Origin of the sequence: Planktothrix sp. (assembly GCF_046067725.1) — a bacterium.
GTDB lineage: Bacteria > Cyanobacteriota > Cyanobacteriia > Cyanobacteriales > Microcoleaceae > Planktothrix.
This window is the reverse complement of record NZ_JBJUDF010000070.1, coordinates 1-13,098: the sequence shown is the minus strand read 5'-3', so window position 1 is coordinate 13,098 and position 13,098 is coordinate 1. Positions and strand designations below refer to the sequence as shown.

Genomic DNA, 13,098 nt, shown 5'->3' with positions numbered 1-13,098 from the left:
AACAAACGAGAATTCTTTTCTGAGAATTGTAGAATATTTGTTTAAGGCAAACTTGTTAATCTTCAATTCTCTGGAATGATCTATCCAATATCTAATCGCTTTGTTGCGAACAAATTGGGTCGTGCGAATTGCTGGCTCAATCGCTTGATATTGACTAGGTTTGCCTTTAATTTTATATTCCAGAACTCTCATGAAAATTTCCGGGTTTCGACCGGTTTCTATGTTAACATAAATCGAATAAATATTCACGGGGAATAAATTCCCCTGAGTCGTTTTTCATCTCAGGTCTGTTGGCGTAGCCTGCCGTAAGGCATAGACACGCTCGTTTTCAATCTCCCACCTTGGTCTTATAATTGCCATTTTTTATCCTAACACGGATTCCGATCCCCAAGGAAAAATGCTGTCGGGTTCGTTAGAATTAAAAATGTAATCATAATCAAACTCAAAGGCTCGACTATGACGAGTTAGAGAAAATCCACAGGCAATAACTTGGCTAGTGGTAAAGGTTGCCATTACTAATTCAATTAAAGTTCTCGGTTTAATTTCGGGTTTTTGGACATAGAAATCGCGTTTGGCAAAAAATACCCGTTCATCTTTAGGAACAATAATCCCATTGACGCGATGAGCGTGTTGAATGGGTTTGAGATAATTTTTAATAAAATAGTCCTGATTTGTTTGTAATCGAGATAGGCGTTCTTGTTGTAGCCAACTCATTTGGAACATGAGTTTAATTAATTCAAAGCCTAGAATATAATTAAACACATTATCTTTATCTTTGGGGCTTAAAGCTAACTTTAAAGCCGATTCTAAATATTGACTAGGTTGGCAACGGGCATCTTGGGCAAAATGAATATAAAATTGCCGAATATATCCTCGTAAAACCGCTTCATTTAAGGGGGCTTTAATCCGAAAACAACTCAAATATTGTTTGACTCGTTGCAGCGTATCAATATCTTTGAGCATCTTCGCCATTAAACCATCGGCGGTATATTCATCTAAAAATTCTGCTTGTTTTTCGGGTGAGGAAGCACACAATATATAGCATAAAGAAAGAACATAACGCCGTTGATTCCAAGGTAAACTTTCTGCCCATTGTTGAACCTCTAAGGGCAATTTATCAAATAAAACATGATGCCTCATTAGGCGTGCTAGATTGATTTGTTCGTCGCTATATTCAAGATTCATCATCTCGTTTTATTCCTAATTAAGCTGATTGACCGTGACCCATTATTACTTTCATCCCTCTGATTAGATGTCCCTCTACGTTAAACACTAGATTAAAATAGGATGATTCATTTCTAACGGCAATCTGGATTCTAGCCCGTTAATATTTATACTAGATGAATGATATTCAATTCTAAGGGATCTGAGGAGTATGTGTTTTTTCCTGACGGAATTTATTCTGGGTCATTTCCCTGTGACAACCCGATGATTGTTGGATGGTAATGTGATAGAAATCACAATTACTCCACGCTTAAACCAGACTGCTCAAAATGGCTCACTCACGTCCCTAACCTTCCGGGGTTTACGGTATCTTTCCAAATGCTGTTGCAAATTATCCTATCTTTTATTATGACAGCATTCAGGTCAGTTGATCTTGCATTTAAACTGTATATTTTAGGCAGCGAGGACGCTCCCACTATCAGAATGTAACGATTATGTTAGATTTAATGAAATTAGCTCAACAAATGCAAGGAATGAGTCAACATATTAATCGAGAAGCGGAAGCCTCTCGAAAACGGATTGAAATTGCTTTACATTTGATGGAACAAGCTAAATTAAATCATGATAATTTAATGAAAAAACATGAAGAATTTAAACTCAGGATGCTGTTTAAACCAGCAACACCGTTGGAAGCTTTAAATCATTATCCTTACATTGTTGAACCTCCAACGACTCATACTGTTTTAGCAACGGATGGTTCCCAAATTGCACCGAGTGCCCATGAAATTGCTTATTGTTATTTAATTAATGTGGGGCGAGTGATTTTACATTATGGTCAAAGTCGTCACCCTATTTTAGATAGTGTTCCTGAAATTTATTATCGTCCTGAAGATTTATATTTATCTCGTCAATGGGGAATTAAAACCGAAGAATGGATGGGATATCGTCGGACGGTTTCTGAAGCAATGATTTTGGCGGAGTCGGGTACTCAATTAGTTGAAATTTCTCCTTATCAACAGTTAACAGTTCCGACTTTAGCATTAGTGGATGGTTCCTTAGTGTATTGGTTTTTAGAACAGTTACCGTCGGAAGCACGGGATTTAATTTTACAACCGATTTTACAATCTTGGGAACAGTTGCGGTTAGCAAAAATTCCCTTAATGGGTTATGTGAGTGCTTCTCGCAGTAGTGAAAGTTTATCATTTTTACGGTTACAGGCTTGTAGTTTTGAAGAACCCAATTGTTTAAAAAATTGTCCGGGGATGGGAGGAATGAGTCTAACAGGAACCGAGAAAAAAGCACCTTGTCAAGTGTTTGATCCATTACGGGATACGGTTTTATGGGAATCTCAATTAAAACCCGGTCAACGCAGTCCTTTTTGGCGTTCTAACTCATCAATTTTAGATTTATATGATCATCATCAAATTTATTTTTGTTATGTCAATATGGGATTAGAAATTGCTCGTTTGGAAGCTCCGGCTTGGGTGGTTGAAAATCCTGAACAATTAGAGTTAGCATTAGGAATGGTGATGGCTCAAGTTCAAAAAGGCTATGGTTATCCGGTGGTTTTGTCAGAAGCTCATAATCAAGCGGTTGTGACCGGAGGCGATCGCGCTCGATTTTTTGCAATGTTAGAACAACAAATGATTAAAGCAGGTTTAAAAAATGTGGGAATTTCCTATAAAGAAGCGAGGAAACGGGGGAGTATTGCTTAGAATTAAGAATTAAGAATTAAGAATTACGAATTATGACGATTGAATTAATTATTTTATTAGCTTCATTGTTGGTGGCTTGGTTAGTTTTTACTTGGGCGGTTCAAGTTTTAAAAGCGAGTATTAGTACGGCTGTTGCGATCGCGGCTATTGTTTTAATTTTACAGCTTGTTTTTGGAATTGGCCCCCAGGAATTATTAGACCATTTGATACAATTACCGCAGACATTATGGAATTTAAAGGGGGAATAAAAGAGCCCTACAGGGCTCAGGAGGAATTAGAAATTAAATTTTAGACGATCAGAACGATTTTGATTTAATTGTTGGTCTAGGGTTTGCCAATCTTCCTGTTCAATATAAGTCGTAATTTTATCTAAGGTTTGACGATAGGATTGTAGCGATCGCAATAAAGCGTCTCGATTATATTTTGCCATCATTAATCCTAATTCGGGATTGCCTCCACCAACGCGACTGGTATCTCGAAATCCCGAACTCGCAAAATAATGAGCTAACAAGGCGACATCCGGGTTATCTTCCTGTCTTAAGGAAGCGATTAAACTACCACTAACAATGACAGGAAGATGGGAAATCCAAGCCACAGCGCGATCATGTTCTTCCGGTTGACAATGATAAATTTTAGCTTGCAATAAATCCACAATTGATTCTACAATTTTAATAGATTCGAGGGGTGTGTTAGCAGTTGGTGTGATTACATAAGGTTTGTTGACAAATAGATGGTGTTGAGCCGCATCAATTCCCGTTTGTGTGTTCCCAGCCATCGGATGTCCGCCTACAAAATTAGGCCATAATGCGGAACAACTTTCAACAATTGGTTGTTTAACGGAACCTACATCTGTTAAAACGGTGTGAGGTTGTAAATAAGGAATTAATTTTTCTACTGTTGGAGCAATAGCAGCAATGGGTGTACAAATAAAAATGATGTCAGCTTGACTCATTAAGGATAAATCAATACTAGCTTCATCAACAACTCCTCGTTTAACAGCCACCTCACAAGTTTTTTGTTCGAGACTAATTCCTAAAATCCGATAGGATGGAGAGGGAGAAGCAGAAGAACTATCCAAGATTTGTGCTTGGGTTTGTTGCCGATGGGTATATAAATCTAAACCAAGAGATCCTCCAATTAAACCCAATCCGACAATACCAATATTCATCAATCAATACTCCATTCAATTATTACAAAAAACGTTCTAAACCGATTGCTAAAAATTAATCCTAAAAACGCATTTTCAAGATGAGTTTAAGGTTCTTTTCTGAGCCTTAAAAGTCTCACTATTGAGTTAAATATAAAAAGGATTGTATCCGGTTTGAACTAATATTTTTAAAGCCGTTTTTACCCGTTTATGGGTAGATATATTCTACCGTATTTTGTTATAATTTCCTATAACCTACTGAACAAAGCTGGAGAGTTAGAAGGCATGGATGCCGATGAACTTCTGCTCAAATATGAATCAGGCACAAGAGACTTTAGTGCTATTCTCCTTTGCGAAGCGAATCTGAGTCGGGCAAATCTCAGCCAAGCCAACTTGAGCCAAGCCATTTTGAGTATTACTAACCTCAGTGGTGCCAATCTATCCGAAGTCAATCTCAATCAAGCCAAACTGAATGTTGCTCGCCTCAGTGGTGCGAATTTAACCCGCGCCAGTTTGGATGATGCCATTCTCAATGTTGCCAATTTGATTCGGGCTGATCTTCGAGAAGCATCCCTGATGAACGCCTCTCTAATTCGGGCTGAACTCATGCGTTCCGATCTCAGCCATGCTTTATTGATGGGAGCGAATCTGAGTGAAGCCGATTTGCGAGAAGCGACACTGCGACAAGCCAACCTGGAACAAGTTAATTTGAATGGTGCGAATTTAACCGATGCAGTTTTAATTAATTGTAATTTAGAACGAGCGAGTTTACATCGAGCTTGTGTCACGAAAGCTGATTTAAGAGGGGCAAATTTAAGTAATAGTGAATTGCGACAAATTAACCTATCTAAATCCAATTTAAGTGGGGCGGATCTGCGAGGTGCAAATCTACGTTGGGCTAATTTGAATGGGGCGAATTTAAGTGGGGCAAATTTAGAGCAAGCTCGGTTAAGTGGAGCCAGTTTATGTGGAGCTAATTTAACCGGAGCGAACCTGATGAATGCGATTTTAATTCATGCAGATTTAACCCAAGCTAATTTAATTAATGCCGATTGTACAGGAGCCGATTTCACAGGTTCATCCTTAACAGGTTCTAAACTGTATGGAGTCTCCCGTTTTGATTTAAAAGCGGAGGAAATTAGCTGTGATTGGATTGATTTAAGTTTTTTGGGAGATAGTAGCCAGATTCAAAGATTTAACCCGAAAGAAGCGAATAAATTTTTTAATGCCACCTTTCCGACCGTAGAAATCAATGTCGATACGCGATTAGGATTTGAAGCTTATACAATTTTAGCTAAAATTTATGATCATCTTCAACAGCAATCGTCATTATTCAAGCAGCCTCCCACCATTGAAGTTAATTCCCGACGAACCGTGATTTCATTTAAAATTGAATCCAATGAACAATTGTTGAGTGTGGCTTATGTGGCAATTTTACCATTTCGGGATGCCGCCGCTACCCAAAATGCCATTGAAACTGCCATTAAAAAGTTAACGCCAGAAACTTGTAGCCAGCTTCCGGTTAATTTATCCAATAGAATTGTACAATTAGGGGTAGAAATAGCTCAACAGATTCGATCCTTGAGCGATATTCAATTAAATCTGGAAATTGAACCCTCAACGCCATTCTTTATCTATCCCACACGAACTCTTCTTAAAAGTTCGAGTCATCAACATTTAATCTTGTATAGTCATTCTTATTTTGGCAGAAGTTTAGAAAGTTTTCCTAACTCATCGGACAGTTCAGAATATCTGAATAATCCCTATTTTAATTCAAAACTCCTGGATACGGAAACTTTTCTAAACTTTATTAAAGGATTTTAAAACTTTTTATCCTTGTTTCATCAAAAACTGAAAATCACCATTTATTAAATCAGGGTTATAGGAACATTATTATGATTGAAAGCGAATTAGTTAAAGTCTACCAAGTTGTCAAACAATATCAGGAAGGCGAACGTGATTTCAGTGGGATTAACCTCAATGAAGCTAATTTAAGTCGAATAAAACTGAGCAATGCGAATCTAAGTCAAGCATCTTTTATGGTGGCGAATTTAACCGCCGCCAATTTAAGCGGTTGTAATCTAACAGGAGCGAATTTGAATGTTGCTCGACTGAGTAATGCGACCTTAAATAAAGCCATTTTAGATCGAGCTTCCTTAAATGTCAGTAATTTAGTTCGAGCCGATTTAAGCGAAGCGTCTTTAATTGAAAGTTTACTAATTCGAGGAGAATTAATTCAATGCTTACTCAGTCAAGCAAAATTAATCCAAGCCAACTTAAATGGAGCCGATTTAAGAGAAGCCAAAATTGAACAAGCAGATTTTACCTATGCGAATTTAAGTGGTGCGAATTTACGGGCTGTTTTTGGGGTAGGAACTTGCTTTAGAAGAGCCGATTTAAGGGGAGCCAATTTAACCAAAGCGGACTTACCCAAGGCGGATTTTAGCTATGCGGAAATGCGACAAGCAAACCTCACCCATGTTAATTTCAGTGGGGCGGATTTAAGTGGGGCTAATTTACGCTGGGCAGATTTACGAGGAGCTAACTTAGCGGGTGCAAATTTAAGTGAAGCCAACCTCAGTGGCGCGAATTTAAGTGGCGCGAATTTAAGTAATACTAATTTAGTTAAAGCGAGTTTAGTTCATGCAGATTTAACTCAAACCAATTTAATTCAATCAGACTGGGTAGGGGCTGATTTATCAGGAGCGACCTTAACGGGAGCCAAACTTTATAATGTGCATCGATTTAGTTTAAAAGCAGAAGATCTCAAATGTGACTGGATTGATTTAAGTCCTAATGGTGATCATAGTTATGTCATCCAGTTTAATTCTGAAACCCTGAAAAAGTTTTTTTATCAAAGTCTTCCCACCGTTCAAATTTTCATTGATGCGCCTTTAGATTTTGAATCGAATGTAACTTTAATGCGAATTTATCATCAATTATCTCAAGTTTATCCGGTGATGAATCGTCCTCCCAGTGTAGATGTCGATTATCGGCGCACCACCTTAACCTTTTCCGTCGAGCGAGAAGAACATTTATTTCCTCTGGCTTGTATAACAATTTTTCCCTTCGCGGATTCCTCCTTAACTCAGAAAAATATTGTGACTTTAATGAGGCGAATTAAAGAAGAAAATTTAGGAAACAATCGAAAAGTTCAAATTTTAACGGCCATGAATGAGGTGATTGTTAAAGCCAATGATTTTAAAGCGTTAGTTCGAGAACATCAGACGAATTCTCAATCCCAATTTTTTCAGTCAGCGACCCAAACGATTTTAAAAAATAGCAGTCAGCAGAGTTTAATGGTGCACAGTCATATTAATTTTGGCAAGCGACTCGATGAATTATCGACTCGTCAAACTGATGCAGATTTAAGCCTCAATTCTCGTCAAACCACCCTTCCAGATTTTAATCAAGTGATTGATTTTATCGAAAGCTTTGATTATCTAGGTTAATCAGCGATAATAAATAAAATCCGTTTCTATTTTTGAACTTGTTTGATTGAAGTTGAAGTCCATCATTTACTCCGAAACCTTCTGAAGTCTCAAGGCGCAGCGACTTGGCCCCATCACTTGACGATGGCGCGCCTAGTCGCCAGAGCCTTACGATTGGGACGAAATGCGTTAATTCAAACGGGAGTCCCCCCCAGCTATCCTGATCACTCCTATCGCTTAAGTTATTGGATACCGTTGTTAGTTTGGCATCAACCTGCCATTGTGGTTGCACCGGATAGCATTTTAACGGCACTCCAACGGCTGAATTTATCAGAATGGATTAATCCAGAAACCTTAAACCACCCGGATTTAATCGCCGATAAACCGATTCTGCGAGGAGAGAGTTGGCCCGATGAGGACTTCCGAGGTGTATGGTTAACAACGCCCCAAGCTTGGTTATCAAACCGTTTCAATTGTCAAAATCCCTCTTCGCAAGGAATTGTCACCGTCATTGATGGGGTGGATGATTTAGAAACCTGGACAAGGGAAACCTTGACGGTGAGTTGGCATCCGCAAGACTGGAATGATTTGATGCTGCAACACCCCGAACACCGAGACATGATTCGAGATACACGGGTACAGCTAACACGGATACTCTTTCAACATCCCCCCAACCCCTATCAATGCTATCTGTTAGATCTCCCTGAACAGGAGATGCTTGAACAACTTTATCAACTGAACCTTGATTCGGTGTTGATACAATGGCAGAAATTTTGGCAACGTTGGCAACTTCCAGAACAGTTAAAATGGGCTGTTGTAGATCGAACATCAGGAACCTTTTCCCTATCTTGTAGCCCAGTAGATGTAGCATCTGAGTTAAAACCGCTTTGGCCCCAACAGCCCGTCGTGTTGATTGGAGGAGCTTTAGATTTAGATAAAACCGCCCCGATTTTTCGCCAGTCGGTGGGACTCGGAGAAATCACGGGTGTAAAATTTACCCCAGATCGGCAAAGCCAACTGATTCAACTGTATATCCCATCGGGTTTACCTTTACCCAATACTCCTCAGTATCAATCTGCTTTAATTCAAGAGATTCACACTCTCTTATGTATGAGCTTATCCCTCCAGGGTTTAAGTGTTTTATTAATCGGAGATGTTCCTTTAAAAGCTCAGGTTAGTACCGCAATCGCGGCGGAATTTGGGTCACGGGTACAAGTTGAAACAACAGATTTGCCGGAAAATGGCATATTAGTCACGGGTTGGGAGTTTTGGCGACAATCCCAAGGTCATTTACCGCCACCTTATTTATTGGTAATTGCAACTTTACCCATTCCTTCCTTAGAAGATCCCTTAGTTGCCGGACAAGTGGCTTATTACAAACAACGACGTCTGGATTGGTTCCGCTTTTACTTATTGCCAACAGCTTTAAGTGAGCTACAACGAGCCGTCGCCCCGGTGCGCCAAAGTCAGGGGGTTGTGGCTTTATTTGATAGTCGAGTTCTCCATCGTAGTTATGGAGAACAGGTTTTTACTGCATTAAGTCCTTCCGCCCGGATTGATTATTTGGATAGATTCTGGTTAGAACAATAAGCTTTAGAGACTTCAAATTGGAATTATATCTTGACCTCAGACTTGAATCAACTGCTTTTTTTCTCGATTAAACACAGACAGAATTAAGAGAATAGGAGTGATTGGGTTTGAAGAATACTTAAAATTTACTCGGCTTAGTTTTAGATAGTGATTGTACGCTTTTTTGGTACAATAGCGGTCATTCCTTTGGTGCAATGAATAACCCTGATTAACCGTGAGTAAAGATTTATTAGCCCGTGAAGCCTTAGCTCAAATTCCTAAAATTTTAACGTTATTGGATCGAAATCCCCATAGTCCAACTTATGGGTGTTTTGATCGCAATTTTTGGCATTATAAAATTAAAGATTTTGCCAATGGGAAAATGCAAGCATTGGTTTTACCCTTAGCTTTGGTTTATGATTTACCGATTTCTGATAATCCTTATTATCAACAACCTGCAATTAAAAATTGGGTAGAAGCAGGTATTTTTTATGCAACTGACAACCTTAACCTTGATCGTTTTTGTGATCAACATTTTCCCTTAGAACATTCAGTCAGTGCTACGGCTTTTTCCCTTTTTGCTTGTTTAGAAAGTTATGATTTATTAGGGTTAATGAATTATGAAGCATTACAAGGGTTTGAACGTTGTGTTCATCAATTAGCTTATTATCCTTTTGGTCAAAGTGCCAGCCAAGAAGCGTTAATTATTCTTTGTTTAGAACGCTTAGGTCAAATGTTACAAACTTCTAAATGGCATCGGATTAAAGCTTCTCGTTTAGAACGATTATTTTTGTTACAAAGTCAGGAAGGATGGTTTAAAGAAAATCAAACTTTTGATCCGGGTTATCATACCTTAACTATTTCTTTTTTAGCTCAATTAGATGATTTAAGAGCAGATTTAAGGTTAAAAGAATCTTTACTCAAAGCTGTTGAATTAGCGTCCTATTTTATTCATCCTGATGGGTCTTATGGTGGAGAATATGGCAGTTTAAATACTTATCAATTTTTTCCCTATGGATTTGAATTAGTGGGAGAATGGCTACCAGATGCGTTACGAATTAATGATCGATTTTTACAAGGAATGAAAAATGGGTTATCCGCTTCTTATGGAGATGATTATTTATTAGGAAATCAAGTTTGGAATTATTTACTCGCTTGGCGTGATTTTATCCCTGGAAGACCGCAACCATTACCGCGAGATGTGGCGAGTATTTGGTTAAAGGAAGCAGAAATATTAATTAAGCGTCGTCCCCATGTTGAACTCTATGTCGCCTTAAATAAAGGAGGAGTGTTTAAGTTATTTCGAGAAAATAAATTAATTTTATCCGATACTCATTTTTCATTACAAGTTCGTCAAGGTCGTCAGATTAAAAATGCTGTTGCTCATTTAATGAGTTCTTATACCATTCATGTTGAACAAGATGAAGTGTTAATTGAGGGAGGGTTAAGTTGGGTTAAACTCAATCAATTATCTCCCCTAAAATTAGTTTTAAATCGAGTTTTTATGTTAATATTCGGTCGGATTTTTCCCAATAAAATTAAAAACTTTAAGAAAGATGAAATCCTGAGAGGAAAGCAAGATGCACCCTTTCGATTTACCCGGCGATTTCGTTGGGAAATCAATCAATGGCATATTATTGATGAGTTATATGCTGATTCTTGGCGAGGAATTATTTCCGCAGGAATAAGCTGTGATCAAACCTCGATGGATATTCCCCCTAGCCACACTTTTCAACGCGGACAATTACAACCTTGGTTTGATTTAACCGATGACATTAGAAAGTTAGCACCGGGTCAATGTTTGAAATTGGAGCGACGGTTTTAATTAATAGCGAAAACAATTAATTATAATAGTAATTTAATCTGCGGAGGATGAGTTTTAGGAATGAAAATTAGTCATAACCGATGGTTTCATCCAATTTTATTATTATTTTGGGTAGTATTAGGAATTTTATTAAGATTGATCGGTTTAGGAGATAAGTCAGCATCCAGTATTGAAATTTCGACTTTAGTGTTTAGTTTAGGTCACGGACTGAAAACAATTCCGTTAGATCAATTAATTTCAATTGATACTTTATTATCTCCCTTACGCTTTGAAACCACAACTCAACCGTCGGATGTGGTTTATCATTTGTTCACCGAAAGTAATCATCCTCCACTGTATTTTATCATTAATCATTTCTGGATGAAACTGTTTTCAACCGAGGGAGAATTAGTATCTTTAACCGTAGCACGTTCTTTAAGTTCTATTTTTGGAGTTTTAGCGATTCCTGCTATTTTTAGTTTCAGTTATTTTGCTTTTCAATCATTAATTTTTGCTCAAATCACCGCCGCATTGATGGCTGTTTCTCCCTATGGGGTTTATTTATCACAGGAAACGCGCCATTATACTATAACTATACTTTGGATTCTCGCATCTCTCGGCTATTTTGTCAAGGCAATTAGAAGTTTAGAGAAAGAAAAACCGTTATCCATCATTCAAGTGATAGGCTGGATTATTGTTAATGGATTAGGAATTGCCAGCCACTATTTTTTTATCGTTTTCTTAGGCGCAGAAAGTTTAGTTTTAGCAGGATTTTGGTTCAAAGATTGGCGACATCAATTAAAACTCTTGAGAAGCGCATGGTTAAGAATTTATATCGTAAGTTTAGGAACATTAATCAGTGGGTTAGTCTGGATTCCGATTTTAGAAAGCCTTTCCAATGATCAACTAACAGAATGGATTGAAACTCAATTGAAAGGATTTAGATTAATTGAACCTTTATTTCGGTTAATCGCCTGGTTAATAACCCAAATCTTTTTATTACCCGTTGAAGGAACACTGATTATCATTACAATGATTTCGGCTTTAATTTTATTAACCCTATTAGTTTGGGTGAGTCCGAAAATTATTCAAGGAATTAAATTCAATTTAACCTCCCCTGACACTCAACTAGAAACTAAAATTTTGAGCGGTATTCTTTTTAGCGTTTTGGGGTTATTCCTGATCTTAATTTATGGATTTAAAAAGGATGTATCCTTAGCGGCGAGATATCAATTTGTTTACTTCCCGGTGTTAATTTTAATTCTAGGTTCTGCATTGGGTCGCATTTGGAAACAACCGCAACAATTCAATCCGTCTTGGATTTCACTCCCACCCTTTTTGCAAGATCACGGAAAAAAAGTTGTGATTGTCACCTTAATCATGGGATGTTTAGGGGGGTTAACTGTTGGGTTAAATTATGGCTTTCAAAAATCCCAAAGGTCGGATCTTTTAGCCAGTTATATTATTAATCAATCTCAAACCCCAGTTATCATTGCAACCAGCCAACGAACCCATGCAGAAACTCGATCTCTAATGGGATTAGGGTTAGAATTTAAACGTCAGAATGCTGAAAATTTACCCCAATTTATATTAGTCAAAAAAACAGAGACTTTTTCTCCAACCTTAGCAACAACTTTAACTCAAGTTGAACGTCCCTTTGAGTTTTGGGGGGTTAATTTAAAAGATAATACCGATTTTAGTCAATTCCGATGTCAACAAAATCCCCGTGAACTTCCTGATTTTAATGGATATCGCTATCGACGATATTATTGTCGATAATTGCGTTATGATTTGAGTTTAATGACAAAAGGATGAGTTAAACGTGCAGTTATATCTAACGCTGTCTCCTCTAAAATTAGCCAAAGGTTTAACGCTGGGAGTGGTATTTTTTACCTTAACCAGTATCGGGGTACAAATTGGTAAATTTGTCTTTAATTATCGAGAAGATTGGACAGTGATGTTTAATGTGGATCGAGAGATGAATTTACCAACGTTTTATAGTGCATTGATGTTGGGATTTTGTGCTTGGTTATTAAGTGCGATCGCATCAGGAAAACAAGCAGAACTGGAAAAACAAAAAACCTTAAGTGATGCGAATGATGATGCTCCCGTCAAATATCGCTATTTTCAACAATGGAAATGGCTATCGATTATTTTTGGGTTATTAGCCTTTGATGAAGTATTTATGATTCATGAAATTTTAATTATTCCTGATATTGCAGATGCGTTAAGATTACCTGCTTTTTTACATTCGATGTGGGTGATTCC

Annotated in this window: 9 protein-coding genes and 2 pseudogenes; 8 read left to right on the top strand and 3 right to left on the bottom strand. The window is 37.8% G+C overall.

The genetic code is table 11. The annotated features are described in order from the left end of the window. Both ACKPEB_RS04075 and ACKPEB_RS04070 read right to left on the bottom strand, forming a co-directional pair. Positions 1-192 (bottom strand): annotated as a pseudogene (locus ACKPEB_RS04075) (hypothetical protein); the annotation flags it as partial. Positions 193-363: 171 nt separating this feature from the next. Further along, the gene (locus ACKPEB_RS04070; RefSeq protein ID WP_408963527.1) at positions 364-1,185 is read right to left on the bottom strand and encodes a cobyrinic acid a,c-diamide synthase; all 822 of its coding nucleotides are present in this window, start codon (positions 1,183-1,185) and stop codon (positions 364-366) included. Positions 1,186-1,658: 473 nt separating this feature from the next. Here ACKPEB_RS04070 and ACKPEB_RS04065 point away from each other — a divergent pair, with 473 nt between their 5' ends. Both ACKPEB_RS04065 and ACKPEB_RS04060 read left to right on the top strand, forming a co-directional pair. After that, the gene (locus tag ACKPEB_RS04065; protein ID WP_408963525.1) at positions 1,659-2,879 is read left to right on the top strand and encodes a DNA double-strand break repair nuclease NurA; all 1,221 of its coding nucleotides are present in this window, start codon (positions 1,659-1,661) and stop codon (positions 2,877-2,879) included. A gap of 32 nt (positions 2,880-2,911) precedes the next feature. Then, positions 2,912-3,127: a hypothetical protein gene (locus ACKPEB_RS04060; RefSeq protein WP_408963524.1), complete on the top strand. Its 216-nt coding sequence runs from the start codon at positions 2,912-2,914 to the stop codon at positions 3,125-3,127. A 26-nt stretch (positions 3,128-3,153) separates the two neighbouring features. Here ACKPEB_RS04060 and ACKPEB_RS04055 read toward each other — a convergent pair whose 3' ends face one another. Continuing rightward, the gene (locus tag ACKPEB_RS04055) at positions 3,154-4,047 is read right to left on the bottom strand and encodes a prephenate/arogenate dehydrogenase (RefSeq protein WP_408963523.1); all 894 of its coding nucleotides are present in this window, start codon (positions 4,045-4,047) and stop codon (positions 3,154-3,156) included. A gap of 264 nt (positions 4,048-4,311) precedes the next feature. Between ACKPEB_RS04055 and ACKPEB_RS04050 the strand changes: the two genes are divergently transcribed. The 6 genes and pseudogenes from ACKPEB_RS04050 to ACKPEB_RS04025 form a co-directional block, all read left to right on the top strand. Then, positions 4,312-5,850 carry a pentapeptide repeat-containing protein gene (locus ACKPEB_RS04050; protein ID WP_408963526.1) on the top strand — a complete coding sequence of 513 codons (1,539 nt, stop codon included), beginning with the start codon at positions 4,312-4,314 and terminating at the stop codon, positions 5,848-5,850. A 71-nt stretch (positions 5,851-5,921) separates the two neighbouring features. Then, the gene (locus tag ACKPEB_RS04045) at positions 5,922-7,478 is read left to right on the top strand and encodes a pentapeptide repeat-containing protein (RefSeq protein WP_408963522.1); all 1,557 of its coding nucleotides are present in this window, start codon (positions 5,922-5,924) and stop codon (positions 7,476-7,478) included. Positions 7,479-7,520: 42 nt separating this feature from the next. Beyond that, on the top strand, positions 7,521-9,047 hold the full coding sequence (locus tag ACKPEB_RS04040; RefSeq protein WP_408963521.1) for an ATP-dependent DNA helicase: 1,527 nt from the start codon (positions 7,521-7,523) through the stop codon (positions 9,045-9,047). A 214-nt stretch (positions 9,048-9,261) separates the two neighbouring features. Further along, positions 9,262-10,851, top strand: a complete 1,590-nt coding sequence (locus tag ACKPEB_RS04035; protein ID WP_408963520.1) for a hypothetical protein — start codon at positions 9,262-9,264, stop codon at positions 10,849-10,851. 60 nt (positions 10,852-10,911) lie between these two features. Beyond that, positions 10,912-12,609, top strand: coding sequence for a hypothetical protein (locus ACKPEB_RS04030; protein WP_408963519.1), 1,698 nt, complete (start codon positions 10,912-10,914; stop codon positions 12,607-12,609). A gap of 43 nt (positions 12,610-12,652) precedes the next feature. Continuing rightward, positions 12,653-13,098: pseudogene (locus ACKPEB_RS04025) on the top strand (hypothetical protein); the annotation flags it as partial.

Bases quoted from the DNA above. Each gene is read 5' to 3' on its own strand.
- ACKPEB_RS04070 (WP_408963527.1), bottom strand. From the start codon at position 1,185: ATGAATCTTGAATATAGCGACGAACAAATCAATCTAGCACGCCTAATG.
- ACKPEB_RS04065 (WP_408963525.1), top strand. From the start codon at position 1,659: ATGTTAGATTTAATGAAATTAGCTCAACAAATGCAAGGAATGAGTCAA.
- ACKPEB_RS04060 (WP_408963524.1), top strand. From the start codon at position 2,912: ATGACGATTGAATTAATTATTTTATTAGCTTCATTGTTGGTGGCTTGG.
- ACKPEB_RS04055 (WP_408963523.1), bottom strand. From the start codon at position 4,047: ATGAATATTGGTATTGTCGGATTGGGTTTAATTGGAGGATCTCTTGGT.
- ACKPEB_RS04050 (WP_408963526.1), top strand. From the start codon at position 4,312: ATGGATGCCGATGAACTTCTGCTCAAATATGAATCAGGCACAAGAGAC.
- ACKPEB_RS04045 (WP_408963522.1), top strand. From the start codon at position 5,922: ATGATTGAAAGCGAATTAGTTAAAGTCTACCAAGTTGTCAAACAATAT.
- ACKPEB_RS04030 (WP_408963519.1), top strand. From the start codon at position 10,912: ATGAAAATTAGTCATAACCGATGGTTTCATCCAATTTTATTATTATTT.